This is a genomic window from Serratia sp. CY43202, assembly GCF_052168755.1.
GTDB lineage: Bacteria > Pseudomonadota > Gammaproteobacteria > Enterobacterales > Enterobacteriaceae > Serratia > Serratia bockelmannii.
Map to the genome: position 1 here is coordinate 236,171 of NZ_JBJNMB010000004.1, position 24,344 is coordinate 260,514.

Below are 24,344 nucleotides of genomic sequence, written 5' to 3' on the forward strand. Positions count from 1 at the left end.
TCCTCAAACGGAGAAAAAATTAACGCTGATGATAGTGGCGGCGAGCATTCTCAATACGGGCTTGCTGAGCCATTTCTACCGAGACGACGCGGCGCCCCACCGGCCACAGCGCGATGGCGGCTATTTTGAAATTGGCGATACCGACCGGAATGCCGATGATTGAAACGCATTGCACGATACCGGCGGCGATGTGTGACAGGCACAGCCACCAGCCGAACAGCACCAGCCAAATAATGTTGAGCAGCGAGCCGCCGGCGGAGAGCAGCGCATTGCTTTTTTCCGGATACAGTTCATCGACGTGCATCGCTTCGTTGCCGAACGGCACCAGCGACAGCTTGGTGATTTCCCAACAGGAGCGGGTAAGCGGCAGTGTGATGACAAGCAGCACGCTGAACACCGTAGCAATAAGCCAGCCTAGCGTGGTGAAGAAACCGCCCAACACAAAATTAAGAATATTCAGTACAGTACGCATAGACGTCATTCTGCTCTAATGATAGCCAAACCGCGATGCGGGCGTATTCACGATAAAAACGCAAAATCTATTCTACCCTTTTTTTAGCGCTAGAGTGCCACTGCTTATCGCAGGTAAACTGGCAGATATCCGTTATTTAATCTCAACATAGTCATGGCGCGACGATATGGAACTTAAAGCGACATCGCTGGGGAAACACCTGGCTCAGCACCCTTATAACCGCGTGCGGTTGCTGCACGCCGGCGTTGAGGTGAGCGGGGAAAAACATGAATACCTGATCCCCTTCAATCAACTGATTCAGGTCAGGTGCAAGCGGGGTATCGTCTGGGGCGAGCTGGAATTTGAATTGCCGGACGAAAAAGTGGTGCGGCTGCACGGCACCGAATGGCAGGAAACGCAACGTTTTTATCACTATCTGCAGCAGGCGTGGCAGCAGTGGAGCGCCGAAATGAGTGAGGTCAGTGCCGGCGTGTTGCAACAGCAGGTGGCACAGATTCAGCGCATAGAGCAGCAAGATAAATGGTTCAAAAAGTCTGAGCTGGGCAAGCTGCAACAGCAAATCAGTGAGGCTTTCTCCGCGTTGCCGATGCCGGTGACGCGTCTGGAGGAATTCGATAACTGCCGGGCCGATTACCAACTGTGTCTGCAATGGCTGCAGCAGGGGCTACACAGCGTCGAACAACGCAACCGGCAGTGGACCGATCGCATGCTGGAGCAACATCACGACTTCTTCCAGACCGTCGAAAGCTCACCGCTCAATGACTCCCAGAGCCGCGCGGTGGTCAACGGCGAGGATTCCGTTCTGGTATTGGCGGGGGCCGGCAGCGGCAAAACGTCGGTGCTGGTGGCGCGCGCCGGCTGGCTGCTGCGCCGTCAGGAGGCGCAGCCGGGCCAAATCTTGCTGTTGGCTTTCGGCCGCCAGGCCGCTGGCGAGATGAACGACCGCATCAAAGAACGTTTGGGTGATGTCGGCATTCAGGCCAAGACCTTCCATGCCTTGGCGCTGCAAATCATTCAACAAGGCAGCCGCAAGGCCCCGGCCATCAGCCGGTTGGAAACCGATGCCAAAGCGCGCAAAGAGCTGCTGATTACCCATTGGCGCCAACAGTGCGCGGAGAAGAAAGCGCAGGCCAAGGGGTGGCGTCAATGGTTGACCGAAGAGCTGGAATGGGAAGTGCCGGAAGGCGACTTCTGGCAGGATAAGCGCCTGGCGGATCGCCTGGCAAGCCGGTTGGAACGCTGGTTGGGGCTGATGCGCATGCACGGCGGCAGCCAGGCGGAAATGATTGAGCAGGCGGATGAAGACATCCGCGATCTGTTCTCAAAACGTATCCGGCTGATGGCGCCGCTGCTGAAAGCCTGGAAAAGCGCCTTGAAAGAGGAAGGGGCGGTGGACTTCTCCGGCCTTATCCATCAGGCGGTCAACATTCTCGACAAGGGGCGCTTCGTCAGCCCGTGGAAACATATTCTGGTCGACGAGTTTCAGGATATCTCACCGCAGCGTGCGCTGTTGCTGGCGGCATTGCGCCGACAGAACAAGCAGACCTGCCTGTTTGCGGTGGGGGATGACTGGCAGGCGATTTATCGCTTTAGCGGCGCAGAATTGACGTTAACCACGGCCTTCGCCACGAACTTCGGCGAAGGCGCGCAGTGCGCGCTGGATACCACCTATCGCTTCAATGAACGTATCGGCGAGGTGGCCAACCGGTTCGTGCAGCAAAACCCGCACCAGCTGAAAAAACCGCTCAACAGCTTGAGCAAGGGCAATAAAAAGTCGGTGGCGATCCTGCCGCACGAGCAGCTGGAGCCCTTGCTGGATAAACTGAGCGGCTACGCCAAGCCGGATGAGCGCATCCTGGTGCTGGCGCGTTACCATCATCTGAAACCGGAAGCGCTGGCGAAGGCGGGCACCCGCTGGCCCAAGCTGGATCTGGAGTTTATGACCATCCACGCCAGCAAAGGGCAGCAGGCGGAATACGTCATCATTGCCGGTTTACATGAGGGGCGTGACGGCTTCCCCGCCGTGGCGCGCGAGTCGGTGTTGGAAGAGGTGCTACTGCCGCAGCCGGAGGATTTCCCGGATGCCGAAGAGCGCCGTCTATTGTATGTCGCGTTGACGCGCGCCAAACATCAGGTATGGCTGTTGCAGGATCGTGAACGCCCTTCGGTGTTCGTCGAACACCTGCAGGATCTTGGCGTACCGGTGCAGAAAAAACCGTAGGCATCAGGCCTGGCGCCAGCCAGGCCGTGAGGATTATTTCAGGCGGTCTTGCAGGTAGCGCTGATAGTCGGGGATGGCGATCTCCACCTCGTTTTTGAACAGCGGAGAGTCGATCAGAAAATCGGCGGTCGAGCGGTTGGTGGCCACCGGAATATTCCATACTGTCGCCAGCCGCAGTAGCGCCTTCACGTCCGGATCGTGCGGCACCGCGTTCAGCGGGTCCCAGAAGAAGATCAGCATGTCTATCTTGCCTTCCGCAATCAGTGCGCCAACCTGCTGATCGCCGCCCATCGGGCCACTCAGCATGCTGGTGACGGGAATGCCGCTGGCGCGCTGGATCAGATTACCGGTGGTGCCGGTGGCGTACAGCTGGTGCTGCGCCAGAATAGTCTTGTGGCTTTCTACCCACTCCAATAGGGCCTGTTTGCGGTGATCGTGCGCCACCAGCGCAATGTGTTTGCGCGCGGCGATAGTGCGGGTAGTCAATTCCATCTCGGTGTCCTTCGCTCATCGGGGGATGTGCGACAGATTACTGAAACTGTTTTTCACTGCCTAGCGTTTGTGCCTGAAAATGCGAAGAAAAGGCGCCTTTACGGGGAAAGACGCCGGAAGGGATCAGCGAATCGGTTGTTTATTGGCCCAGCGCAGAAAACGTTTCTGTGTTTCCTTGTCGGCCTGTTGGAACCAGTATTGCAACATCTGTTCCGACACGTTTTCACCTTTCAACGTTACCGTCGGGGCGTTCAGCGGCGCGCCGGCCAACGCGAGGGCTGAGGGATTGCCTGCGTTCGCCTGAACAAAGGTCGGAACGGAGGCCGGGCGGTTCTGGCGGTTGTAATCGGTCATCACCTTTTCCAAATCGGTATTGAAGGTGACGCTGTCGGGATGCAGCGCATCATGTCGGAAAGGCAGGGCGTTGCCGTCTTTATCGACCACCAGATAATTCAACGTTCTGTCAAAGCGTTGCGCATCACGATCGTTCTCGATGCGCGGCAGTTCGATCGCCACTTGGCTAATCTTTTGCGTATTGAAGGTGGCAACCAGCGGCAGGGACGTATAGGCCTGTGTATGCTGGCCGGAACGTACGGTTTTGGTCACTTTAAACAGCAGCTGGTGCTGCCCGCCGTCCAGTTCAAGGCTGTCGGCGCCTTTTAACAACGAACCTGTCATTTTCTTGCCGTCGACCACCAGCAGGTCGATGTCCGGGGAGAGTTTCAGGGTCGTAGCCGCGGCAGGCATACTGATGCTGAGCAACGCCGCAACCACCAGACCAAATTTCATCATTATCTCCTTATAAAGTGACGTAGCTCTAAGTGTTGAACACGGCATAGGTTGTGTCAAAATTTTTCAATCGGGTATTTTGTTTACATTTTTACATATTTTATCGCGTTTAGACACGACCGTGCGCAGCTGAACCGCGACAGCCTCTGACCATAAGATTACGGTGAAGTTTCCTTCGCATTAGCGTTTAACCGAGCGAATGCCGATCGGTTACACTCGAAATGGAAAGTGACGCAGTGATAAACGGGAGTTGAAGATGCAAGATCAAGAGATTGCCCTGCTGTTGCAGCAGGTGAAAACCATCGCGCTGGTGGGCGCCAGCGATAACCCGTCGCGGCCCAGCTATGGGGTGATGGCGTATCTGTTGGCGCAAGGGTATCAAGTGATCCCGGTCAGCCCAAAACTGGCGGGGCAGACGCTGCTGGGGCAGCCGGTTTATGCCACGCTGGCCGCTATCCCACAGCCGGTGGATATGGTTGATGTGTTTCGCAATTCGGAGGCGGCTTACGGCGTGGCGCAAGAGGCGATAGCGATCGGCGCCAAGGCGCTGTGGCTGCAGATCGGCGTGATTAACGATCAGGCGGCGGAGCTGGCGCAACAGGCCGGGCTGCGCGTGGTGATGGATCGCTGCCCGAAAATCGAAATCCCGCGTTTAGGGCTGGAGCGCTAAATAAAAAAAGGGCCTGGCGCGATGCCGGGCCCTCTCGGGGTTTCTCAGGTCTTGGCGCGGTCAATTGCGCAAACGTGGCGCCTGTAACTGGTGACGGATGGATTCCGCCAGTTCATCCAGCGATGGTTGCTCGGGGTGCGCTTCCTGGGGCTCACCATCCAGCTGCGCTTCCGCCAGATAGGTATGCACCGGTTGGCCTTCCTCGTCTTCCATCACCACGTGGTACCAAGGGGCGGAACGCAGTTCGTCGTTCGCCGCTATCTCGTCAGCTTTGGGTTGTTCTAAAGAGTATTCCGGGTCGATATCGATCACGACGCCCAAATACCCCAGCAGTTTATGCCTAACCTGTTGTCCGATACCGAATTTGCTGGCAATCATGATGACCTCCTGAGAAACAATGCCTTGCTCATATATGGGGGCAAGGCAGCGCATTTCAAGTTACATCACCCGACAAGCGAAGCCTTTCAGATACAGCCCCTCAGGATACGTGGCGATCACCGGGTGATCGGCAGCCTGGCGGAACTGTTCTATAAATTGTACATCACGTCCGGCATCTACAGCGGCATCGGCCAAAATTTTCTGGAACAGGTCGGTCGGCATCAGGCCGGAGCAGGAGAAGCTGAGCAGAATGCCGCCTGGATTCAGCAACTGCAGCGCCAGCATGTTGATGTCCTTGTAACCGCGGCAGGCGCTGGCCAGCTGATTCTTGTTCTCGACGAATTTAGGCGGATCCATGATGATCAGATCGAATTTTTCGCCTTGAGCGCGGTAGTTGCGCAGCAGTTGGAACACGTCATCACGAACGAACTCCGCCTTGTTCAGATCGAGCTTGTTGAGCTCGACGTTCTGTTTGGCGATGTCCAGCGCTGCCTGCGAGGTATCCACGCTGATCACCTGTGCGCAGCCGCCCATCAGAGCGGAAACGGCGAAGGCGCCGGTGTAGGAGAAGCAGTTCAGCACCCGGCGGCCGGCAGAGTAGTTCCGCGCCGCCAGGCGACTGTCGCGCTGGTCGAGGTAGAAACCGGTCTTGTGCCCTTGCTGAATGTCCACCAGCAGCTTCATGCCGTGCTCGGTGATAGGCAGCAGTTCCGGCGGCAGATCGCCCAGCACCGGGCCCTGCGCCAGCGGCAGGCCTTCTTTTTTACGCACCGCAACGTCGGAGCGATCGTAAATCGAACATTCCGGGTAGCAATGCTGCAGGGCGGAAAGCAGGGCCGGGCGCTGGTATTCGGCACCGGCGGACAGCAGCTGCAGCACCAGGAAATTCTGGAAGCGATCGATAGTGATGCCCGGCAGGCCGTCGGATTCGCCGGCGATCAGACGGTATCCGTCCAGACCGTCGCGCTGTGCGACCCAATCTCGCCAGCTTTGCGCTTGCTGCAGGCGGCGAATAAAGAAATCGATGTTAATCTCTTCATCCTGCTGGAAAGTCCAGACGCGTGCGCGGATCTGCGACTCGGGCGAATAGGCGCCGCGAGCCAGCCATTTGCCCTGGCTGTCGAGAATATCGATGGTTTCACCGGAGTGGGCTTTGCCCTCAACGCGTTGAACGGCACCGGAGAACACCCAAGGGTGACGGCGGAGTAAGGACTTTTCACGTCCTTTGGCGAGAAACAGGCGTACGGTCATAATTAATAATGCTGCCAGCTAGGATAGAAAGAGTGACACGGCGGTGCAAAGGCACGGCAATGCCATAACGAAAACTTAATTAAGGGGGCGATTATGACACAAGTTTGCATTGCTGCGTATGTGTATGGCGTGGTGCAGGGGGTGGGGTTTCGCTATTCCACTCAGCGGCAGGCCGAGGCGTTGGGGGTGGCCGGCTATGCGCGTAACCTTGATGACGGCAGTGTCCAGGTGGTGGCCTGCGGCACACAGGCGCAGGTGGATAGGCTGGTGGAGTGGCTGAAACAGGGCGGCCCGCGCAGCGCGCGCGTCGAACGCGTGCTGGTGGAGCCACACGGCGTGGCTGACTACGATGGGTTCGGCATTCGCTATTAAACGCTCGCCTGCAGCGGCGCTGCGGGCGGAGCGGTCAGATGCATTTTACCGGTTTGGGCAACCCGGCGATCTTGGTGGCTTGTTTGGCCGGTCCTTTCGGGAACAGGCGATACAGATAGCGGCTGTTGCCTTTTTCTTCGCCGTATTTCTGTGCCATCGCTTTGACCAGCATGCGAATAGCCGGTGAGGTATTAAATTCCTGATAGAAGTCGCGCACGAAGCGCACCACTTCCCAGTGTGCTTCGGTGAGCACGATCTCTTCCTGCGCGGCCAGCAGCGGCGCCAGGCCTTCATGCCAGTCGGCGCTGTTTTTCAGATAGCCCTGCGCGTCAGTGTCAATAACCTGACCTTCAAACTCCAACATACTGCCTCGATAACGGATAATTCGGAACGGCCGCCAGTTTAGCAAATTTTTTCAGCCGCAAAAAACAAAGCCCCGCCGGAGCGGGGCCTGGAAGGCAGGTGTAACATGGGATCAGTTGCTGCGGGCGAAGCCCAGAATGCTCAACAGGCTGATGAACATGTTGTAGAGCGACACGTACAGGCTAACGGTGGCGCGAATGTAGTTGGTCTCGCCGCCGTGAATGATGTTGCTGGTTTCCCACAGGATCGCGCCGGCGGAGAACAGGATGAACAGCGCGCTGATGGCCAGGTGCAGGGCAGGGATCTGCAGGAACAGGTTGGCGATCACCGCCACCAGCAGCACCACAAAACCGGCCATCATCATGCCAGACAGGAACGACATGTCTTTACGGGTGGTCAGCACATACGCCGAGCAGCAGAAGAACACCGCTGCGGTGCCGCCCAGTGCCAGCATGATCAGGTCGCCCGCGCCGGCGTTCAGGAACGAGCTGAGGATTGGGCCGAGGGCATATCCCATGAAACCGGTCAGCGCGAACGCCGCCAAGATGCCCGCTGGGCTGTTGGCCAGTTTATGGGTCAGGAACATCAGGCCGTAGAAGCCAACCAGCATCAGCAGCAAGCCCGGCGCCGGCAGCCCCAGCATCGTGCTGGCGGTGGCGGTCAGGGCTGAGAAGGCCAGGGTCAGGGATAACAGGAAATAGGTGTTACGCAGGACTTTATGCGTGCTGAGCAGCGAGTCGCGCGAAGAAGATGAGACGACAATGCGGTCCATAATGCTCTCTCTTATCAAGCCATCACAAAATAATCCCGATAATAGGCAGCGCAAGCGGTTGATTAAAGTTTGTTTACCAATCTTTACCCTTAGTTATCATTACGGCAACAGCGGGGATGTGGACGCGTGTTTGTTCGCCGTTTGCCGCGCCTTCGCTGATTTTTCGCGCGGTTGAACGCGCCCGGGCTTTACAAGCGAATAAGGTCTGTTTATAGTGCGCGTCGTTGCGGAGGGGTGGCCGAGTGGCTGAAGGCAACGGTCTTGAAAACCGTCGACGGGAAACCGTTCCAGAGTTCGAATCTCTGCTCCTCCGCCATACATTCTGACCTCGTGCTCTCTGAGCACGGGGTTTTTTGCTTTTGCGTGCGGAGAAAACGGCAAGCCTTTCCAGGAAACGCGATCGGCTATTGATAAGGGCCACGCATCGGTGAGATTATGCGTTTATCAAGGTCGGCTGCTCGTGTCAGGCGTGACCGGCGCGATAATCAACGCCGCCTTATCTATTTTCGCTTAATGCTCTATGGAGACAGAGATGAACTGGTATCAAGTCGCCTTATGGACCATGATCTTTCTGAAGTCCGGCGCTTTCCTGGTGTTCGTGTGGTGGTGGATGTTCAAGCGTGCGACCAAACCTTATGTGCGCCCGCAAGACGTCGTGGTGGACGATACGCCGTACGACGAGAACCTCACCATGGAAGAGGTGATGAAAAACCATGGCATCGTCCGTACGGATATGTCGGTAAAATAGTCCTCGCTTCTAATCGGTATCTGGGGCGTGTTTGCCACGAGCGCGCCCCATTGTGCTTCTTCGCTGCCTCTCTACTCCCCCCGCAACGCCGGCCTGACGGTCAGATTGCCTAAAATGCGCATGGCGCAGGGGCTGAATAACCACCAACCCGGTTACACGCCGTTCTCGCTGAATATCAACTGCCAGAATATGCGGCAGGAGGGCATTGCCGATCGCGCCGTCGAGATGTTTCTGTCCAGCAATAACCTGCTGGCCTCCGAAGCCAGCGCGCTGACAAATGCCAACGAGGGCGGCGCGCAAGAGGGGGGTTACGCCTGGTCAAACGCGACGCGTCGAGTTCGCCGGTGGTGTTGTCGCCCTCCAATGTCGATCGCGGCAGCGCCACCTAACTGTTTCATGTCACCGTCGGCGGCAGCCTGAACAGTTACTTCATCATCGGCCTGGGCGCTTATTATTACCCTTATCAGCGCGATGGTGTGACGCAGGATGAAATCAACACTTCGGCCACGTTGAACATTATTTATCCATGATGAATGGGGTGGTGCAAAAAAACGGCAGTTACCGCTGCCAGGGTTCGTTATTGATAAGTCATTGCGCTGGCGTGCAGCTTGTTATTACCTACGATCGCGATGATTTTGTAATAACGGGCACCAGCCTTGTCGGTTTTGTCTGCCAACATCTTTTCCGCATCGCTCAGATTCGCGGCACCGCTAACGGTAATCACCTGGCGCGGCGTCAGGGCGTCCGCCTGTTGACTATTGATTTGCGTTGCCGCGACTGTTGCACCTGAAAAGACAAAAGCGCCTAGCAGCATCGTTTTCAACATGACGTTCTTCATGATGTTCTCCTCAAGCACAATACGCTTGTCATTTGCTATGGTTGAATCTTTTTGTTTCGTTATGCTAAAGGATAAGCAGCAAGGTGCCAGCGCGGTAGTGCCTGAAAGCGTAATGCATCGTTTCCAAAATGGGAACAATAAGGGGGGGGGCATGCAGGATTTGAACGATCTTCAATTGTTTGCTTTGGTGGTGCGACACGGTGGTTTCGCCGCAGCGGAGCGGGCGAGCGGCGAAGCCAAGTCCAAACTCAGCAAATGCGTGTCTCGCCTGGAGACGAGTTACGGTGCGCGATTAATCGAACGTTCGACGCGCAGTTTCCGTGTTACGGATATTGGCCGCGATGTGTATCGGCAGTGTGAGGCGATTATCGAGCGGTTGGAGGCGACTGAGGCCATCGTCGCCCGTGCTCGGGACGAAGTGAGCGGCTGCCTGCGCATCAGTTCACCGCCCGGTTTGATGCAGTATTATAATTCCCATCTGCTGTTGAATTTTATGACGCGTTACCCGGACGTACGCGTACAACTGTTGATCCATGAGCGCCATGTGGATCTGATCAATGAAAAGATCGATGTGGCGTTTCGCATTACGAGTCATTTCGACCAGGATCAATCATTGATTAAACGCGATCTTGGCGTGCGGCAACGCATTTTGGTCGCCGGCGCACAGCTGGTGGAGAAAGCCGGCGGCTTGCCGCAGTCGTTCGAACAGCTGGCCAGCTTGCCGACGTTATCGATGGGAGAGTGGCTGGATCGCGAACGATGGGAATTCGAGGATAATGCAGGCAATAAACGTTCTTTCGTACATGTACCCCGGCTGTGTTGCGGGGATTACAGCACGTTGCATAGTGCGGCGATTGCCGGGATGGGCGTAGCGTTTTTGCCGATCCATTTGTGTGCCAACGAATTGCGAACGGGTCAACTGCTGCGCCTGCTGCCGCAGTGGCGTGCGCCGAACAGCATTGTTCATCTGGTGTTCACCAGTGGCAAAGGCTTGTTGCCGCCGGTGCGGGCGTTTATCGATCACAGCGTCGCGGTATTCGCCGAAGCCAATCGCCGCCTCTCAACGATGCCGGTTGCCTAGCTGCTTATCACTGCCCATCCGGGTGTTCGAAAATATGCGCGCCGGCTCCTTGCTGGCCCAATATATCGTTTGGGTTGCGCAGCGGGCAGTCGGCGAGGGACAGGCAGCCGCAGCCGATACAGCTGTCGAGATGATCGCGCAGCACCGTCAGCCGCTGTATGCGTTCATCCAGCGTTTTGCGCCAGGAGGAGGATAAAATCCCCCATTGTTCGGCGGTTAGCTTGCTGCCGGTGGGAAAACGCCCCAGCGTGGCGCGGATCTCCTCCAGCGGAATGCCCGCGCTTTGCGCGATTTTGATCACCGCGATATAGCGCAACACCACCGGCGTGTAGCGGCGCTGGTTACCGGCGTTGCGCGTCGCCTGAATCAGCCCTTTACTCTCGTAGAAGTGCAGCGCGGATACCGCCACGCCGCTGCGTTTCGCCACTTCCCCGACGGTCAATAGCCGATTGGCGTCAATCGGTTCATTTCTTGCCATTTTATCTTCCTTAACTTGACCTAAAGTTAACCTGAGGTTTTATAGTTCAGCCTGCCGGGTTTGGCAACCGGCATCTCTCGAGACCTGCCCCCGTCTTATCGGGGAAAAGGATGGCTTTGGCTGTAAAATCAGGAAGAAATCGTTATGCAACGCTTTATCAACACCGCTCTGGACAGTTATTGGCTTTGGCTGCTCGCACGCCTGTGCTTGATGGTGATTTTCATCTCGTCGGGGCTCGCCAAGCTGTTCGACATCGAAGGGAGCCTGGCGGAAATGCGCGCTGCCGGTTTGCATCCGGCCTGGCTGTTCAACCTGGCGTCAGCGGCGGTGCTGCTGACAGGTTCGGTATTGATTCTGCTGAACCGGTGGGTGTGGCTGGGCGCCGGCATGCTGTCGGTATTCCTGATCCTGACTATCGCGATCGTACACACCTTTTGGAATATGTCCGCTCCCAGGATGCAAATTTCCCTCTACTTCGCGCTGGAACACATCTCGGTGATCGGCGGCCTGTGGGTGACGGCCATCGCCAGCCGATTGCGCCAACGTCTGGCAGATGTCTGCGAGGAGTCATGATGAAACGATACCTCATTATTGCCGCGCTGCTGGCGGCACTCGCCGTCGCCGCCGTTGCGATGCGTTCCACCGCGCGACAAAGCGAAGGCGCGCCGGCCTATCCGCCGGTTAAAGTGGCGCTGGCGCCCGCCCTGCGTGAGCAGGCGGCGCGCAGCTATGCCGGCGTGGGCGAGCTGGAGGCGGCCAGCCAGGTGGAAGTGGCGGCAGAGACCAGCGGCCGCATCACGCGCATTCTGTTCGAATCCGGCCAATCGGTGCGGCAGGGGCAACTGCTGGTGCAGCTCAACGATGCGGTCGAGCAGGCTGAGCTGGTGCGCCTGCAGGCGCAATTGCGCAATGCCGATCTCCTGCTGGCGCGCATGCGCAAGCTGATGAACCTCAACGCTACCGCGCGGCAACAGCTGGACGACGCGCTGGCCGAGCGGGATATGGCGTTCGGTGCGGTGCAGGAAACGCAGGCCAAAATTGCGCAAAAGGCGGTCCGAGCGCCGTTCTCCGGCACCATCGGCATTCGCCGCGTGCATGTAGGGCAATACCTCAACGCCGCCGAGGCGGTGGCGAATCTGGTGGACGCCGAGACGCTGCGCGTCAATTTCTCGCTGGACGAACAAAGCAGCGCCGGGCTGGCGTTGGGGCAGGCGGTGTCGGTGCAGGTTGGGGCGTATCCCGATCGCGCTTTCCCCGCCGCCATTACCGCTATCGACCCGATGATCGGCAAATCCCGCACCGTGCAGGTACAGGCGACGTTGAGCAACAGTGAGGGATTGCTGAAGGCGGGCATGTACGCGGGCATTCGCGTCACGCAGCGGCAACGCGTGGCGGTGCTGACGGTGCCGGAAACGGCGCTGACCTATACGGCGTACGGCGATACCGTGTTTCTGGCGCAGCAGGGTGAAAAGGGCATGACGGTCAAGCGCGCCTCGGTCACCGTGGGGGAGCGCAACGACGGGCGCGTCGAGATAGTCAGCGGCCTGCAGGAAGGCGATCGGGTGGTGACTTCGGGCCAGCTCAAGCTGAGCGACGGCATGGCGGCCGAGCCGGTGGCGCAGGATACCCTGAACGCCGCCCCGGCCGGTTCCTGAGGAGAGACCGATGACATTTACCGATCTGTTCGTGCGCCGGCCGGTGCTGGCGCTGGTGGTCAGCACCCTGATCCTGCTGTTCGGCGCGCTGGCGCTCAGCAAACTGCCGATCCGCCAATACCCGCTGCTGGAAAACTCTACCATTACCATCAGCACCGACTATCCCGGCGCGTCGTCCGAGCTGATGCAGGGCTTTGTCACGCAGCCAATCGCCCAGGCGGTGTCGTCCGTCGAGGGCGTTGACTACCTTTCTTCCTCGTCGGTGCAGGGGCGCAGCGTGGTGACGGTGCGTATGGCGCTGAACCGCGACTCCACCCAGGCGCTGACCGAAGTGATGGCCAAGGTCAACCAGGTGCGCTACAAGCTGCCGGAGCAGGCTTACGATCCGGTGATTGAGCGGTCCGCCGGTGAAGCTACTGCCGTGGCCTATGTCGGTTTCTCCAGTAAAACGCTGTCCACACCGGCGCTGAGCGAATACCTGACGCGGGTGGTGGAGCCGATGTTCACCACCATCGACGGCGTCGCCAAGGTGGAAGTGTTTGGCGGGCAAAAAATGGCGATGCGCCTGTGGCTGGACAGCGATCGGCTGGCCGGCCGCGGCCTGACTGCCGCCGACGTGGCCGACGCGGTGCGGCGCAACAACTACCAGGCGGCGCCGGGCAAGGTAAAAGGGCAGTACGTGGTTGCCAACGTGCGGGTAAATACCGATCTCACCAGCGTGGAAGAGTTCCGCAATCTGGTGGTGCGCAACGACGGCAACGGCCTGGTGCGCTTGAAAGACGTTGGCACCGTGGAGCTAGGCGCCGCGGCCACCGAAACCAGTGCCCTGATGGATGGCGAACCAGCGGTGTTCCTCGGCGTCTTCCCTACGCCGACCGGCAACCCGCTGGTGATCGTCGACGGTATTCGTCACCTGATGCCGGCGATCGACAAGATGCAGCCGCCGGGCGTGAAGATGGCGCTGGCGTTCGAGACCGCGCGCTTTATTCAGGCCTCGATCGATGAAGTGGTGCATACCCTGCTCGAAGCGCTGGCGATCGTGGTGGCGGTGATCTATCTGTGTCTGGGGTCGCTGCGCACCGTGTTGATCCCGGTGGTGACCATTCCTCTGTCGATCCTTGGCGCTGCAGGGCTGATGCTGGCCTTCGGCTTCAGCGTCAATTTGCTGACGCTGCTGGCGATGGTTCTGGCGATCGGTTTGGTGGTGGACGACGCCATTGTGGTGGTGGAGAACGTACATCGCCATATCGAAGAGGGGAAAACGCCGCTGGCGGCGGCGATGATCGGCGCACGCGAGGTGGCGGGGCCGGTGATCGCCATGACGCTGACGCTGGCGGCGGTCTATGCGCCGATCGGCCTGATGGGCGGGCTGACCGGCGCGCTGTTTCGCGAGTTCGCGCTGACGCTGGCCGGGGCGGTGGTGGTGTCCGGCGTGGTGGCGCTGACGCTGTCGCCGGTGATGAGCTCGCTCCTGCTGCCGGCCAAACAGAGCGAAGGGCGCGTGGCGCACGCCGCCGAGTGGTTCTTCGGCGGCCTGACGCGGCGTTATGCGCGCGCGCTGGACTTCTCGCTGCACCACCGTTGGTTGACTGGGACGCTGGCGCTGTTGGTGATGATCAGCCTGCCGCTGTTGTACCTGATGCCGCAGCGCGAGCTGGCGCCGACCGAGGATCAGGCCATCGTACTGACCGCCATCAAGGCGCCGCAGCACGCCAACCTGAACTATGTCGAACGCTTTGCTTACAAGCTGGATGAGGTCTACAACCGCATGCCGGAAACCGAAAGCCGCTGGATCATCAACGGCAGCGACGGCACGGCGTCCGGCATTGGCGGCATCAACCTGACGCTGTGGCAGGCGCGCCAGCGTTCGGCGTCGGCGGTGCAGGCCGATCTGCAACGGGCGGTGAACGACGTCGAAGGCACCAGCATTTTCGCCTTCCAACTGCCCGCGTTGCCGGGTTCCACCGGAGGGCTACCGGTGCAGATGGTGCTGCGTACGCCGCAGGACTACCCGCAGCTGTACCGCACCCTGGAAGAGGTGAAGCAGAACGCCAGAAACAGCGGCCTGTTTATGGTGGTGGACAGCGATCTGGACTACAACAACCCGCTGGCGGAGGTGCATATCGACCGCGCCAAGGCCAACAGTCTGGGGATCCGCATGAGCGACATCGGCGAATCGCTGGCGGTGCTGGTGGGGGAGAACTACCTCAATCGCTTCGGCATGGACGGGCGCGCCTATGACGTCATCCCGCAAAGTCTGCGCGAACAGCGGCTGACGCCGCAGGCGCTGGCGCGGCAGTACGTCCGCACCCAGGACAATACGCTGGTGCCGCTCTCCACCGTAGTATCGGTGGCCGTTAAGGTCGAACCGAACAAGCTGACTCAGTTTAACCAGCAGAACGCCGCCACCCTGCAGGCCATTCCCGCCCCCGGCGTTTCGATGGGCGAAGCGGTGGCCTTCCTCGAACGGCAGGCGAATGCGTTGCCGGCCGACTTTAGCCATGACTGGCAGGGGGATTCGCGCCAATATACCCAGGAAGGCAGCGCGCTGGCGTTCGCGTTCCTGGCGGCGTTGGTGATCATTTACCTGGTACTGGCGGCGCAGTACGAGAGCCTGAAAGATCCGCTGATCATCCTCATCACCGTGCCGCTGTCGATCTGCGGCGCCTTGCTGCCGCTGGCGTTGGGTTACGCCACGATGAATATCTATACCCAGGTCGGGCTGGTGACCCTGATCGGGCTGATTAGCAAGCACGGTATTTTGATGGTGGAGTTCGCCAACGAACTGCAGATGCATCAGGGGCTGACGCGGCGCGCCGCGATTTTGCAGGCGGCGCAAATTCGCCTGCGGCCGGTGCTGATGACCACCGGGGCGATGGTGTTCGGCTTGATCCCGCTGCTGTTCGCCAGCGGCGCCGGTGCCGCCAGCCGCTTCGGGCTGGGGCTGGTGATCGTGTCCGGCATGTTGGTGGGCACGCTGTTTACTCTGTTCGTGCTGCCGACGGTGTACACGCTGTTGGCGCGCGATCATGCGGTGGCGTCGCCCCGGCAGCGTGAGTTGGCCGCCGCGCAAAAGGCGCTGACGGAATAAACCGCCGGCGCCCGTATGAAAAATAAACCCGCCTCGGCGGGTTTTTTCGTCAGTTTTTGCAGCCCATCAACTCCGGCAGGACGCCGGGCTTGCTCTTCAGCGAAGCCTGCACGTCGTCCGGCAGACCGGCCCAGATGATCAGGCCGGTGCGTTTCTCGATCTCGTCCACCGTCACGCGGAATTGACAGAAATCGGCGCCCTTCGGCGTGTTCTGATCGAACAGGAAGGCGGCATAGTGGTTCACCGCCGGGCTGTTGTTGATGAAAATCACCTTCCAGTAGGCGCTGGGGATGGTATGCGCTTTCTGGGTGCCCGGCAGTTTGCCCATATCGCGTTCATACAGCGGCCCGGTCACGGTATAGACCGAGGAGATATCGGCGCGATCGATCAGCTTGCGTTCCTGATCTTCCAGCCGCGCCCAGGCGCCCTGGTTAAGATCGGACTTTTGCGGCGTGATGTTGGACAGGTAGTTCAGCGATTCCCAGTCGGAAACGCCCGCCAGCGAAGCCAGCGGCGCCTGATGACCGCGATCGACCTTCAGCGCCGCATTGGCGCCGGTGTAATCGGCGGGCGCTAACGTGTCCGCCGGGTTGAGCGCCGGATCGGTTTTCCAGTTGCGCGTCTTGCCGCTGGCCGGTGTGTCTTTGGTGATGTGATAGGCCACCCAGTTGGCGAACTTGGTGGTGCTGTTGTTGTTCAACGTATAAGCATGACGCACGATAGACACGTTGCTGCTGCCACCGGTCGGGCAGCCGACCGCGCAGTTGTCGATGGATTCGAGCGTGTCGGCCGACGCCTGAGCGGCGAACAGCAGGGCGGCCAGGGCCAACATCTTGTTGTTAAAGCGCATATTCATATCCTCAATAAGTTAAAAAACACTGTATATATTTACAGTAAAATAAACTTATCGCAGTGAAACGAATACAACAATGCAACATATTCATGTTGTGAATGTGTCAGTCATGGTACAGCCAAGCCGCACGTGAAATGCGGCAGAAATGAAAACGGCGTCCAACAGACGCCGTTTCAAAGGGGGGAGGATTACTCCAGCAGGTCGTTGACCGTGCGGCGAACGTAATGCGTCATCTGCGCCAGATCGTCCGGTGATACCGGGCCGCCGCCGGCGCGCACCACCTGCTGTTCGATCTGCGCGATTTCCTGCTCGACCTTGTTGGCGATCTGTACTTTGACTATCTTGTCCACCGAAGACAGCAGCACCTTCAAGACGACTTTTAGCGCGATGTTTTCGCAGAACGAGTCGTAGTGATGAACCGGCGGCGGCGGGGCCGGAGCCGGCTCGGGCGCGCGCGGAGCCAGAGCCTTGAAGCTGTCTACATTTTCAATAATAAGATCCATGTCTCTTATTAGTTCATCAAAATCTTTAGACACTGACTTATTCCCTTCGCTGTGCGCAAAAAACAGAACGCCCGTCCTCGGGCTGAAAGCGGATGAGCGACGGGCAGAACGAATTCGGGCCTGGCCTTCAGACGCTGAATGGCCGGGGGAGGGGCATTCTAACCTTGCGGCGGGTTGGCAACAAGATGGGGCCGTGCGAATGCGCGGCCCTTTGAATCACGGGGGCTGGAGGGTGCTTAACTTTTCAGCTTGGCGGTGATTTTTGCCACGTGTTCGCCCTGGTAGCGGGCAATGGTCAGCTCTTCGTTACTCGGCTGCCGCGAGCCGTCGGCGCCGGCGATGGTGGTGGCGCCATATGGGGTGCCGCCGCGCACCTGCGAAACGTCAAACAGTTCCTGCGTGGCATAGCCGATCGGCACGATAATGAAACCGTGGTGCGCCAGCGTAGTCCAGGTCGAGCTGATGGTATGTTCCTGTCCGCCGCCGGTGCCGGTGGAGGAGAAGACGCTGCCAACCTTGCCGTACAACGCGCCGGAAGCCCACAGGCCGCCGGTCTGATCGAGGAAGGTGCGCATCTGCCCGGCCATATTGCCGAAGCGGGTCGGTGTGCCGAAGATAATGCCGTCATAGTCCGCCAGTTCCTGCGGGCTGGCGACCGGCGCCTGCTGATGTTGTTTGCCTCCGGCTTTGGCGAAGGCTTCCGGCGTCATGGTTTCCGGCACGCGTTTAATCGTCACGTCCACGCCGTTAACCCGATTCGCGCCTTCGGCCACCGCCTGCGCCAGGTGTTCGATATGGCCGTACATTGAGTAATAAAGCACCAACACTTTCGTCATGTTCCGTACTCCCGCTCAGATGATTCACAAAAACCCTTGATAAGCATAGAAGCGAATGACGAACTTGGCGTCGCGGCGTTACCTGATGCCGGCGATCGCCAGCAAGGTGCCAAAGGCGATCAGCAACCCGCCAAAGGTGCGGTCGATGCCGCGGCGCAAGCGCAAAAAGCGCGCATTGACGCCAGGCGCGGAAAACAGCAGCGCAACGGCAGCGAACCAGAACACATGGACGGCGGCAATAAAGAGGCCATAGCCAATTTGTACACCGAGCGGGGTGTGTGGAGAGACGACCTGCATGAATAGGCTGACGATGAAAATGGTGGTTTTCGGGTTTAACGCGTTGGTGAAAAAGCCGGTTTTCAGCGCGCCGAAATCGCTGATGGCGGCCGACGCGGTGCTGGGCGTGGCATCCTGATGCGCCGCGTTGCGCAGCAGCGTAAAGCCGAGATAGATCAGATAAGCGGCGCCGATGCCTTTGAGCAGGTTAAACAACCAGGGCGATTGTTGAATCAACACGCCGACGCCAATCAGCGTATAGCTGACATGAACCAGTACGCCGGCGCCGATGCCACAGGCGGTCAATATGCCGGCGCGGCGTGAGAGCAGCAGACTGTTGCGCGAGACCATGGCGAAGTCCGGCCCTGGGCTTATCACGGCGAGTAAAGTAATGGTGACGACAGCGATGAGTTCAGTCATAGTTATCCTTGCGATGTTTAACAATAGAGTGACTGATTTATAAGAGTAATTTTTCTCGGTGACAAACGATGAATAGTGACAATATCGGTGAGAAAAACTCACGCAAAACCGGCAGGCCGTTGCCGTTGGGCGGACTGCGCTGCTTCGAGGCCGCCGCGCGGCTGGAAAGTTTTACGCAGGCGGCGCAGGGGCTGAATTTGACGCATGGCGCCGTCAGCCGGGCGGTGCGGGCGCTGGAAGAGGAACTGGGCGTGGCGTTGTTTGAGCGCCGCCATCGGCGGGTACTGCTCACGGCGGCGGGGCGCAAGCTGTTTCAGGCGACGCAGCAGGCCTTCGGCATTCTGGATCATACCGCGCTGGAACTGCGTCAGCAGGCGCTCGACGCGCCGCTGGTCTTGTCCTGTGAACCGACCTTATTGATGCGTTGGCTGATCCCACGTCTGCCGGCTTTTCAGCAGGCGCACCCGGACATCAACTTACAACTGGTGGCCGGTGGCGGGCCGTTTTCGTTCCATGACGGCATTACGGCGGCGATCAGGCGCAATGACTTCGATTGGGGAAAGCAGGTGCATAGCCTGGCGCTGTTCAGTGAAAAGGTTGGGCCGGTGTGCCAACCCGGGGCATTGGCAAGGATGACGACCGCTGAGGGCAGCCTGCTGAGTTTGCGGCCCGGCGCGAAGCTGCTGCATGCCGCCACCCGGCCGGATGCCTGGTGGCATTGGGCGCAGCAACAGGGGATGGCCTTGGTGGGGCATCCAGAGCAGCGCTTTGATCATTTCTATTTCAGCCTGCAGGCGGCGGTCGCCGGTCTTGGCATTGCGATGGGCCCGTGGCTGCAAGTGCGAGACGATCTGGCCGCCGGCTTGTTGAGCGCGCCGTTCGGTTTTATACCCGACGGCAGCGGCTATTACCTGCTGTCGCCGCAGCCGATCGTGCCCGGCAGCGCGCTGGCTCGGCTGGCCGAGTGGTTGAGGCTCACGGCAGACGCCTGAGTTTTTGCGCCAGCCGCTGTTCCTGCCAGCGGCTGAAGACGTTACGAAGCAGCAGAGTGCGCACCGCCCGCATGACCAGCGCGAGGCTCATGCCGCCGATCGCCCACAGCGACCAGAGATAGTGCGGATGGGTAAAGACGTTGACAGCGAGCAATATCGCACCGATGACGGCGAAACGCACCGCTATGCTCAGCAGTTTGCCTTCTGCCGCGACCTGGCGACGAAGACGTTGTTCGTCAGGCGTCTCCTCCCCCATTGTCGTCTGTTGCGGCTGTGCGTTGAGATCGCTGACCTGCACGCCCAGCGCGGCGGCGATCGCGGTCAAGGTTTCCAGGCTGGCCTGTTCGCCGTTTTCAATCCGCTGTACGGTGCGGGTGCTGAGGCCGGCGATGGTCGCCAACTGCTCCTGCGACCAGCCTTTTTCCAGACGTAATGGCCTGATGCGATACTTTTGCATGGTGCACCCCTGAGTTCGCTGTCACTGTCATTCAGTGTAGGGCGGGCGGGGTAGCTGCGCCACGACAGCGGCACGACAGCGACACGACACCCGCCGCCGGCGCGGGCTGGCGAGCAGTCAGAAGGCGACGTTGCGGATAAAGCGCAGCGGGAGATCGCCGTGGTTGGCGTAGGCGTAGCGTTGATCGCTGTTGAAGGTTTGTGCGGCGCCCGCGCTGAGCGTCAGCGTGCCTTGTTCCAACTCCAGCGTCAGGGTACCGGCAATCACGTAGATCATTTCATTCCAGCCTTCCGCGTCCGGCGCCGAGTCATAGCGCTCGCCCGGCATCAGCGTCCATTCCCACAGCTCGGCCCGTTGGCGCGCCGGCACGCTGGCGGCGAACAGCGCCTGGCTGCCCGGTTGCGCGCCTTGCCAGGCCAGTTCCCCCACCAGATGGTTGCCGCGCGCTTCCGGCGCCTGGATCAGATCGGTGAACGAAATCTTCAGGGCAGCGGCGATCTTGTCGAGCACCGCCAGGCTGACGTTGCGATCGCCGGCCTCGATGCCCGCCAGCATGCGGCGGCTGACGCCGGAAAGTTCGGCCAGCGCCATCTGGCTCAGGCCCGCCTGTTGGCGGTAGCCGCGCAGATTGCTGCTCAGGTACTGCAGCACCTTGGGGGGATCGGTTTTCGCGTTATGCGCCGTATTGCTCATCGCCGGACTTTATCTCATACTGGCAGGATCTGTGCATTATATTGCACTCAGCAGGAAGGGCAAGCCGGTGTCAGCAGCAAAAAAATCCTTTATTTCCGCCGTGGTTCCGCAAATCAGGTTGCCGGAAGCGGTGTTGATTTTCATCACCATGATCTGGGGCGGCACCTTTTTGGCGGTGCATCACGCGATGCAAGTCAGCGGGCCGTTCTTTTTCGTCGGTCTGCGTTTCGCCACCGCCACGCTGGCGTTGACGCTGTTTTCGCTGCGCGTTCTGCGCGGCCTGACCCTGTATGAACTGAAGGCGGGCGTACTGATCGGGCTGGCGATCATGTTTGGCTACAGCATGCAAACCGTCGGTCTGCAGACGATTACCAGCAGCCAATCGGCGTTCATCACCGCCATGTACGTGCCGATCGTGCCGCTATTGCAATGGCTGGTACTGGGGCGGTTCCCCGGCATCATGTCGTGGATCGGTATTCTGCTGGCCTTTACCGGCCTGATGCTGCTGGCGGCACCGAGCAGCACGGACATGACGCTGAGCCTTGGCGAAATGCTGACGCTGGCTGGCACGCTGGGCATGGCGGCAGAGATCATCCTGATCGGCGCCTTCGCCGGTAAGGTCAATATCCGCCGGGTGACCATTGTGCAGCTGGCGACCGCCTCGCTGGCCTCGTTTTTGATGATGGTGCCGACCGGCGAGTCGCCGCCGCCGTATTCGGATTACCTGCTGTACAGCGCCATTGGGCTGGGGCTGGCCAGCGCCTTGATTCAGCTGACTATGAACTGGGCGCAGCGCAGCGTTTCGCCGACGCGGGCCACGGTGATTTACGCCGGCGAACCGGTCTGGGCGGGCATTGTCGGGCGGCTCGCCGGTGAACGTTTACCGGGCGTGGCGTTGTTGGGGGGCGCGTTGATCGTGATTGGGGTGGTAGTCAGCGAGCTGCGCATACGGCGCAAGGGGAAAGCAGCGGTGGCGACGGAAGCGGATTAGCGCAGAGGCGTAGAAAGAAAGGGGCGGAGAGATCCGCCCCTTTTTGCATCACGCGGTTTTCTTCTTGCGCAGGAACACGTAAGACAGGCCGAGCACGATGAACCACAGCGGGGTGACGATCAGTGCCTGGCGGGTGTCTTCGCGCAGCGACAGCAGCACCAGCACGAACACGAAGAACGCCATGCATACCCAGCACATCAGCTTGCCGGCAGGCATCTTGTAGATCGATTTCTGGTGCAGCGCCGGGCGCTGTTTGCGGTAAACCAGATACGAGCACAGGATGATGGTCCAGACGAACATGAACAGAATCGCCGATACGGTGGTCACCAGGGTGAAGACCGTCATCACGTTCGGGATCAGGTAAATCAGCACCACGCCGCCCAGCAGGCAGATGCAGGAGAAGGTGAGGCCGTTGGCCGGCACCGCGCGCTTGGACAGGTTGGCGAACGATTTCGGCGCGTCGCCTTCCTGCGCCAGCCCGAACAGCATGCGGCTGGTGGAGAATACCCCACTGTTGGCGGAGGAGGCGGCGGAGGTTAGCACCACGAAGTTAATCACGCTGGCCGCGGCCGGCAGGCCAATCAGCACGAACAGTTCAACGAACGGGCTCTTGTCCGGCACCACGGAGTTCCACGGCGTCACCGACATGATGACGATCAGGGCGAACACGTAGAACATGATGATGCGGATCGGAATCGAGTTGATGGCGCGCGGCAATGACTTCTCCGGATCCTTGGTTTCCGCGGCGGTAGTGCCCACCAGCTCAATGCCGACGAAGGCGAATACTGCGATCTGGAAGCCGGCGAAGAAACCGCTGATGCCTTTCGGGAACATGCCGCCGTCATTCCACAGATGGGTGAATGAGGCCACGGTGCCGGTCGGCGATTGGAACTGCATGGCGATCATCACCAGCCCGGCGACGATCAGCCCGACGATGGCGACGATTTTGATCATCGCAAACCAAAACTCCATTTCGCCGAACATTTTCACCGTCGCCAGATTAAGGCCGAGCAGCAACAGCACGCACAGCAGTGAAGCAATCCACTGTGACAGTCCGGGGAACCAGAACTGGGCGTAGGCGGTGATCGCCACAACGTCGGCGATGCCGGTGACCACCCAGCAGAACCAGTAGGTCCAGCCGGTGAAGAAACCCGCCCACGGGCCGAGCAGATCCGCGGCGAAATCGCTGAACGATTTGTATTCCAGGTTAGACAGCAGCAGCTCACCCATGGCGCGCATCACGAAGAACAGCATAAAGCCGATGATCATGTACACGAAGATGATCGAAGGGCCGGCCAGGCTGATGGTTTTACCGGAGCCCATAAACAGACCGGTGCCGATGGCGCCGCCGATGGCGATCAGTTGAATATGTCGGTTAGTAAGGTTTCGCCGTAGATGATCTTCTGAAGCGGGCGTCGCGTCAGTCGCTATTTTAGAGTGATCTACCATCTGATGATGTCCTGTTTTACCTGTCATTAGTGAAGTCGTGAGCTCTGAAGTGGCTCTTTTTTATACATTTATCCGGTTGGTCCGGCTTTAGTAAGGTAGTGCAATAACGCCACCTTTGTGCAACATGTTTACAACATTTATACGTGGGATAAAAGTCGATCAATCTTTACACGGAGGAGGCAAATCGGACGTTCAGGGAGCGGAAGATTACTCTTCAAAAGGTGGGATTAACAGACCTTATGCGGCTTATCTCGTTGATTAAACAAAGAGTTGTAAAAATCGCATGAGAAAAAGTAATGAGTGGAAGCGTTTGACAGCGGCACTGGCGAGGAGGACAATTTATCGCGTTGGGTCGTTAGCTCAGTCGGTAGAGCAGTTGACTCTTAATCAATTGGTCACAGGTTCGAACCCTGTACGACCCACCAACCAAATCAGCGTGTTACGCACAGACTTTTCTCTGTTTTTTCCCTCATGGCGCCGTTTTAAGCGCGCATTCTGCAAAAAAATTCGCATTTTTCGACTGATGTTCAGAAAGGTGATCTGGCGCAAACTGCGATGTTGCACCGTACTTTATACGGCAAGGGAGGCTGTGCGCTGGCGCAACGTCGGCGCAGGGATGGGGTATTTGCCCAAGAATCTTTCAGGTCAAGAAGCGGGGAATAAATGCGCGGCCGACATCAAGAGGAGTGCCCAAACGGCGGCTGAAAGCGCGGCGGTGGCATAGACGTGCCTCGCCGGCAGTTGCAGCATGCCGGCCATCAGCGGCACGGTGTAGCGCATCACCGCCAGGAAACGCGAGGCGAACAGCAGCGGTAGCCCGCGCTTTTGCAAGGAACGTTGCGCTTTGTGCAGCGGAGTGTGAAAGCGTGCCGGCAGCCGGCGGCCAAGATCGTGGCGGCACAGCAGCGCGCCGCCGTGGAACGACAAGATCGATCCCAACGTGGCGCCGAGGGCGATGGCCGCCCAAACGGCACCGAGGGGCAGCGTGTGTTTGCCTGCAAGGATGCCTACCAGCAGCGTCACCGAGGCGGGCGGCAAGGCGGAAGACACCACGATCACGGATTTTCCCAGCGCGAACAGGCAAATCAGCAGCAGCAACATCTCCGGTTCCGGGCTGTATTTAGCGATAATGTGCGTCAATTCATCCATTTCATACCTGCGGGGGAGAGGGCTGAGTGCCAGTGTCCCATCCGCAGGTTCAAT

28 protein-coding genes and 2 tRNA genes are annotated in these 24,344 nt (G+C 59.1%); 13 read left to right on the forward strand and 17 right to left on the reverse strand.

Translation table 11 applies throughout. From position 1 onward, the window contains the following. Positions 1-19 precede the first annotated feature (19 nt). A complete protein-coding gene (locus tag ACJ8J5_RS10250; protein ID WP_089180747.1) occupies positions 20-472 on the reverse strand; it encodes a YccF domain-containing protein in 453 nt (150 codons plus the stop codon). A gap of 166 nt (positions 473-638) precedes the next feature. Here ACJ8J5_RS10250 and helD point away from each other — a divergent pair, with 166 nt between their 5' ends. Further along, on the forward strand, positions 639-2,693 hold the full coding sequence (gene helD, locus ACJ8J5_RS10255; protein ID WP_334273921.1) for a DNA helicase IV: 2,055 nt from the start codon (positions 639-641) through the stop codon (positions 2,691-2,693). Between the two features lie 33 nt (positions 2,694-2,726). Here helD and ACJ8J5_RS10260 read toward each other — a convergent pair whose 3' ends face one another. Together ACJ8J5_RS10260 and ACJ8J5_RS10265 are read right to left on the reverse strand one after the other, a co-directional pair. Continuing rightward, positions 2,727-3,185 (reverse strand): methylglyoxal synthase, encoded by a 459-nt coding sequence (locus ACJ8J5_RS10260; RefSeq protein WP_016928284.1) that lies wholly within the window; start codon positions 3,183-3,185, stop codon positions 2,727-2,729. Positions 3,186-3,308: 123 nt separating this feature from the next. After that, positions 3,309-3,974: a DUF2057 family protein gene (locus ACJ8J5_RS10265; protein ID WP_060432832.1), complete on the reverse strand. Its 666-nt coding sequence runs from the start codon at positions 3,972-3,974 to the stop codon at positions 3,309-3,311. Between the two features lie 256 nt (positions 3,975-4,230). On the opposite strand from ACJ8J5_RS10265, the gene ACJ8J5_RS10270 reads away from it, so the two are divergent. Beyond that, complete coding sequence (locus ACJ8J5_RS10270; protein ID WP_334273920.1) at positions 4,231-4,644, forward strand: CoA-binding protein; 414 nt, start codon at positions 4,231-4,233, stop codon at positions 4,642-4,644. A 60-nt stretch (positions 4,645-4,704) separates the two neighbouring features. On the opposite strand, the gene hspQ is transcribed toward ACJ8J5_RS10270, so the two are convergent. Both hspQ and rlmI read right to left on the reverse strand, forming a co-directional pair. Next, complete coding sequence (hspQ, locus tag ACJ8J5_RS10275; RefSeq protein ID WP_004928104.1) at positions 4,705-5,022, reverse strand: heat shock protein HspQ; 318 nt, start codon at positions 5,020-5,022, stop codon at positions 4,705-4,707. 60 nt (positions 5,023-5,082) lie between these two features. Further along, a complete protein-coding gene (rlmI, locus tag ACJ8J5_RS10280) occupies positions 5,083-6,273 on the reverse strand; it encodes a 23S rRNA (cytosine(1962)-C(5))-methyltransferase RlmI (RefSeq protein ID WP_025302317.1) in 1,191 nt (396 codons plus the stop codon). A 93-nt stretch (positions 6,274-6,366) separates the two neighbouring features. On the opposite strand from rlmI, the gene yccX reads away from it, so the two are divergent. Beyond that, complete coding sequence (gene yccX / locus ACJ8J5_RS10285; RefSeq protein ID WP_025302318.1) at positions 6,367-6,645, forward strand: acylphosphatase; 279 nt, start codon at positions 6,367-6,369, stop codon at positions 6,643-6,645. A 34-nt stretch (positions 6,646-6,679) separates the two neighbouring features. Here yccX and tusE read toward each other — a convergent pair whose 3' ends face one another. Together tusE and yccA are read right to left on the reverse strand one after the other, a co-directional pair. After that, a complete protein-coding gene (gene tusE / locus ACJ8J5_RS10290; RefSeq protein ID WP_004928095.1) occupies positions 6,680-7,009 on the reverse strand; it encodes a sulfurtransferase TusE in 330 nt (109 codons plus the stop codon). A gap of 111 nt (positions 7,010-7,120) precedes the next feature. After that, positions 7,121-7,780 (reverse strand): FtsH protease modulator YccA, encoded by a 660-nt coding sequence (gene yccA / locus ACJ8J5_RS10295; RefSeq protein WP_004928091.1) that lies wholly within the window; start codon positions 7,778-7,780, stop codon positions 7,121-7,123. 228 nt (positions 7,781-8,008) lie between these two features. Here yccA and ACJ8J5_RS10300 point away from each other — a divergent pair. The 3 genes from ACJ8J5_RS10300 (at position 8,009) to ACJ8J5_RS10310 (ending at position 8,948) form a co-directional block, all read left to right on the forward strand. Next, positions 8,009-8,096: transfer RNA gene (locus tag ACJ8J5_RS10300), tRNA-Ser, on the forward strand. A gap of 216 nt (positions 8,097-8,312) precedes the next feature. Beyond that, positions 8,313-8,528 (forward strand): hypothetical protein, encoded by a 216-nt coding sequence (locus ACJ8J5_RS10305; RefSeq protein WP_016928277.1) that lies wholly within the window; start codon positions 8,313-8,315, stop codon positions 8,526-8,528. Positions 8,529-8,555: 27 nt separating this feature from the next. Next, positions 8,556-8,948: a hypothetical protein gene (locus tag ACJ8J5_RS10310; protein WP_254599096.1), complete on the forward strand. Its 393-nt coding sequence runs from the start codon at positions 8,556-8,558 to the stop codon at positions 8,946-8,948. A 157-nt stretch (positions 8,949-9,105) separates the two neighbouring features. Here the strand turns inward: ACJ8J5_RS10310 and ACJ8J5_RS10315 are convergent, their stop codons facing one another. Beyond that, the gene (locus tag ACJ8J5_RS10315) at positions 9,106-9,366 is read right to left on the reverse strand and encodes a DUF1471 domain-containing protein (RefSeq protein WP_173889796.1); all 261 of its coding nucleotides are present in this window, start codon (positions 9,364-9,366) and stop codon (positions 9,106-9,108) included. Here ACJ8J5_RS10315 and ACJ8J5_RS10320 point away from each other — a divergent pair. Beyond that, positions 9,353-10,447, forward strand: coding sequence for a LysR family transcriptional regulator (locus ACJ8J5_RS10320; protein WP_197769773.1), 1,095 nt, complete (start codon positions 9,353-9,355; stop codon positions 10,445-10,447). The genes ACJ8J5_RS10315 and ACJ8J5_RS10320 overlap by 14 nt on opposite strands. Before the next feature lie 7 nt (positions 10,448-10,454). Here the strand turns inward: ACJ8J5_RS10320 and soxR are convergent, their stop codons facing one another. Beyond that, a complete protein-coding gene (gene soxR / locus ACJ8J5_RS10325) occupies positions 10,455-10,925 on the reverse strand; it encodes a redox-sensitive transcriptional activator SoxR (RefSeq protein WP_060432838.1) in 471 nt (156 codons plus the stop codon). Positions 10,926-11,069: 144 nt separating this feature from the next. Between soxR and ACJ8J5_RS10330 the strand changes: the two genes are divergently transcribed. Genes ACJ8J5_RS10330 through ACJ8J5_RS10340 form a run of 3 tightly spaced genes read left to right on the forward strand, consistent with a single transcriptional unit; the run spans position 11,070 to position 15,671 of the window. Then, positions 11,070-11,498, forward strand: coding sequence for a DoxX family protein (locus ACJ8J5_RS10330; RefSeq protein WP_060432839.1), 429 nt, complete (start codon positions 11,070-11,072; stop codon positions 11,496-11,498). Further along, complete coding sequence (locus ACJ8J5_RS10335) at positions 11,495-12,580, forward strand: efflux RND transporter periplasmic adaptor subunit (protein ID WP_197781485.1); 1,086 nt, start codon at positions 11,495-11,497, stop codon at positions 12,578-12,580. The genes ACJ8J5_RS10330 and ACJ8J5_RS10335 overlap by 4 nt, the downstream gene beginning before the upstream one ends. A 10-nt stretch (positions 12,581-12,590) precedes the next feature. Beyond that, positions 12,591-15,671, forward strand: a complete 3,081-nt coding sequence (locus tag ACJ8J5_RS10340; RefSeq protein WP_414104603.1) for a MexW/MexI family multidrug efflux RND transporter permease subunit — start codon at positions 12,591-12,593, stop codon at positions 15,669-15,671. A gap of 49 nt (positions 15,672-15,720) precedes the next feature. Here the strand turns inward: ACJ8J5_RS10340 and ACJ8J5_RS10345 are convergent, their stop codons facing one another. The 4 genes from ACJ8J5_RS10345 to ACJ8J5_RS10360 form a co-directional block, all read right to left on the reverse strand. Continuing rightward, on the reverse strand, positions 15,721-16,521 hold the full coding sequence (locus ACJ8J5_RS10345) for a DNA/RNA non-specific endonuclease (RefSeq protein ID WP_015377376.1): 801 nt from the start codon (positions 16,519-16,521) through the stop codon (positions 15,721-15,723). A gap of 191 nt (positions 16,522-16,712) precedes the next feature. Continuing rightward, on the reverse strand, positions 16,713-17,027 hold the full coding sequence (locus ACJ8J5_RS10350) for a hypothetical protein (protein WP_016928271.1): 315 nt from the start codon (positions 17,025-17,027) through the stop codon (positions 16,713-16,715). A gap of 236 nt (positions 17,028-17,263) precedes the next feature. Beyond that, a complete protein-coding gene (gene wrbA / locus ACJ8J5_RS10355; RefSeq protein WP_141969672.1) occupies positions 17,264-17,863 on the reverse strand; it encodes an NAD(P)H:quinone oxidoreductase in 600 nt (199 codons plus the stop codon). A gap of 78 nt (positions 17,864-17,941) precedes the next feature. After that, on the reverse strand, positions 17,942-18,559 hold the full coding sequence (locus ACJ8J5_RS10360; protein WP_414104604.1) for a LysE family translocator: 618 nt from the start codon (positions 18,557-18,559) through the stop codon (positions 17,942-17,944). A gap of 68 nt (positions 18,560-18,627) precedes the next feature. On the opposite strand from ACJ8J5_RS10360, the gene ACJ8J5_RS10365 reads away from it, so the two are divergent. Then, positions 18,628-19,551: a LysR family transcriptional regulator gene (locus ACJ8J5_RS10365; protein ID WP_414104605.1), complete on the forward strand. Its 924-nt coding sequence runs from the start codon at positions 18,628-18,630 to the stop codon at positions 19,549-19,551. Here ACJ8J5_RS10365 and ACJ8J5_RS10370 read toward each other — a convergent pair. Beyond that, a complete protein-coding gene (locus tag ACJ8J5_RS10370) occupies positions 19,535-20,008 on the reverse strand; it encodes a helix-turn-helix domain-containing protein (RefSeq protein WP_414104606.1) in 474 nt (157 codons plus the stop codon). The two genes, ACJ8J5_RS10365 and ACJ8J5_RS10370, sit on opposite strands and share 17 nt — an antisense overlap. Positions 20,009-20,125: 117 nt before the next feature. Then, a complete protein-coding gene (locus ACJ8J5_RS10375) occupies positions 20,126-20,701 on the reverse strand; it encodes a helix-turn-helix domain-containing protein (protein WP_350430459.1) in 576 nt (191 codons plus the stop codon). 67 nt (positions 20,702-20,768) lie between these two features. On the opposite strand from ACJ8J5_RS10375, the gene ACJ8J5_RS10380 reads away from it, so the two are divergent. Next, entirely contained in the window at positions 20,769-21,692 is a 924-nt protein-coding gene (locus tag ACJ8J5_RS10380) for a DMT family transporter (protein WP_049204275.1), read from the forward strand. Positions 21,693-21,740: 48 nt separating this feature from the next. Here ACJ8J5_RS10380 and cycA read toward each other — a convergent pair whose 3' ends face one another. Further along, positions 21,741-23,141: a D-serine/D-alanine/glycine transporter gene (gene cycA / locus ACJ8J5_RS10385; RefSeq protein WP_043141829.1), complete on the reverse strand. Its 1,401-nt coding sequence runs from the start codon at positions 23,139-23,141 to the stop codon at positions 21,741-21,743. 349 nt (positions 23,142-23,490) lie between these two features. On the opposite strand from cycA, the gene ACJ8J5_RS10390 reads away from it, so the two are divergent. Then, positions 23,491-23,566: transfer RNA gene (locus tag ACJ8J5_RS10390), tRNA-Lys, on the forward strand. Positions 23,567-23,786: 220 nt separating this feature from the next. Here the strand turns inward: ACJ8J5_RS10390 and ACJ8J5_RS10395 are convergent. Then, positions 23,787-24,290 (reverse strand): DedA family protein, encoded by a 504-nt coding sequence (locus ACJ8J5_RS10395; protein ID WP_173889920.1) that lies wholly within the window; start codon positions 24,288-24,290, stop codon positions 23,787-23,789. Positions 24,291-24,344 lie beyond the last annotated feature (54 nt).

Excerpts from the sequence above, each read along its gene's own strand:
- wrbA (WP_141969672.1), bottom strand. The coding sequence starts at position 17,863 with ATGACGAAAGTGTTGGTGCTTTATTACTCAATGTACGGCCATATCGAA.
- hspQ (WP_004928104.1), bottom strand. The coding sequence starts at position 5,022 with ATGATTGCCAGCAAATTCGGTATCGGACAACAGGTTAGGCATAAACTG.
- ACJ8J5_RS10365 (WP_414104605.1), top strand. The coding sequence starts at position 18,628 with ATGAATAGTGACAATATCGGTGAGAAAAACTCACGCAAAACCGGCAGG.
- yccX (WP_025302318.1), top strand. The coding sequence starts at position 6,367 with ATGACACAAGTTTGCATTGCTGCGTATGTGTATGGCGTGGTGCAGGGG.
- ACJ8J5_RS10330 (WP_060432839.1), top strand. The coding sequence starts at position 11,070 with ATGCAACGCTTTATCAACACCGCTCTGGACAGTTATTGGCTTTGGCTG.
- ACJ8J5_RS10320 (WP_197769773.1), top strand. The coding sequence starts at position 9,353 with ATGACGTTCTTCATGATGTTCTCCTCAAGCACAATACGCTTGTCATTT.
- ACJ8J5_RS10370 (WP_414104606.1), bottom strand. The coding sequence starts at position 20,008 with ATGCAAAAGTATCGCATCAGGCCATTACGTCTGGAAAAAGGCTGGTCG.
- ACJ8J5_RS10270 (WP_334273920.1), top strand. The coding sequence starts at position 4,231 with ATGCAAGATCAAGAGATTGCCCTGCTGTTGCAGCAGGTGAAAACCATC.
- tusE (WP_004928095.1), bottom strand. The coding sequence starts at position 7,009 with ATGTTGGAGTTTGAAGGTCAGGTTATTGACACTGACGCGCAGGGCTAT.
- rlmI (WP_025302317.1), bottom strand. The coding sequence starts at position 6,273 with ATGACCGTACGCCTGTTTCTCGCCAAAGGACGTGAAAAGTCCTTACTC.
- ACJ8J5_RS10340 (WP_414104603.1), top strand. The coding sequence starts at position 12,591 with ATGACATTTACCGATCTGTTCGTGCGCCGGCCGGTGCTGGCGCTGGTG.
- soxR (WP_060432838.1), bottom strand. The coding sequence starts at position 10,925 with ATGGCAAGAAATGAACCGATTGACGCCAATCGGCTATTGACCGTCGGG.
- ACJ8J5_RS10395 (WP_173889920.1), bottom strand. The coding sequence starts at position 24,290 with ATGGATGAATTGACGCACATTATCGCTAAATACAGCCCGGAACCGGAG.
- ACJ8J5_RS10305 (WP_016928277.1), top strand. The coding sequence starts at position 8,313 with ATGAACTGGTATCAAGTCGCCTTATGGACCATGATCTTTCTGAAGTCC.
- ACJ8J5_RS10360 (WP_414104604.1), bottom strand. The coding sequence starts at position 18,559 with ATGACTGAACTCATCGCTGTCGTCACCATTACTTTACTCGCCGTGATA.
- ACJ8J5_RS10250 (WP_089180747.1), bottom strand. The coding sequence starts at position 472 with ATGCGTACTGTACTGAATATTCTTAATTTTGTGTTGGGCGGTTTCTTC.
- ACJ8J5_RS10265 (WP_060432832.1), bottom strand. The coding sequence starts at position 3,974 with ATGAAATTTGGTCTGGTGGTTGCGGCGTTGCTCAGCATCAGTATGCCT.
- helD (WP_334273921.1), top strand. The coding sequence starts at position 639 with ATGGAACTTAAAGCGACATCGCTGGGGAAACACCTGGCTCAGCACCCT.
- cycA (WP_043141829.1), bottom strand. The coding sequence starts at position 23,141 with ATGGTAGATCACTCTAAAATAGCGACTGACGCGACGCCCGCTTCAGAA.
- ACJ8J5_RS10350 (WP_016928271.1), bottom strand. The coding sequence starts at position 17,027 with ATGGATCTTATTATTGAAAATGTAGACAGCTTCAAGGCTCTGGCTCCG.
- yccA (WP_004928091.1), bottom strand. The coding sequence starts at position 7,780 with ATGGACCGCATTGTCGTCTCATCTTCTTCGCGCGACTCGCTGCTCAGC.
- ACJ8J5_RS10345 (WP_015377376.1), bottom strand. The coding sequence starts at position 16,521 with ATGCGCTTTAACAACAAGATGTTGGCCCTGGCCGCCCTGCTGTTCGCC.
- ACJ8J5_RS10315 (WP_173889796.1), bottom strand. The coding sequence starts at position 9,366 with ATGAAGAACGTCATGTTGAAAACGATGCTGCTAGGCGCTTTTGTCTTT.
- ACJ8J5_RS10335 (WP_197781485.1), top strand. The coding sequence starts at position 11,495 with ATGATGAAACGATACCTCATTATTGCCGCGCTGCTGGCGGCACTCGCC.
- ACJ8J5_RS10260 (WP_016928284.1), bottom strand. The coding sequence starts at position 3,185 with ATGGAATTGACTACCCGCACTATCGCCGCGCGCAAACACATTGCGCTG.
- ACJ8J5_RS10375 (WP_350430459.1), bottom strand. The coding sequence starts at position 20,701 with ATGAGCAATACGGCGCATAACGCGAAAACCGATCCCCCCAAGGTGCTG.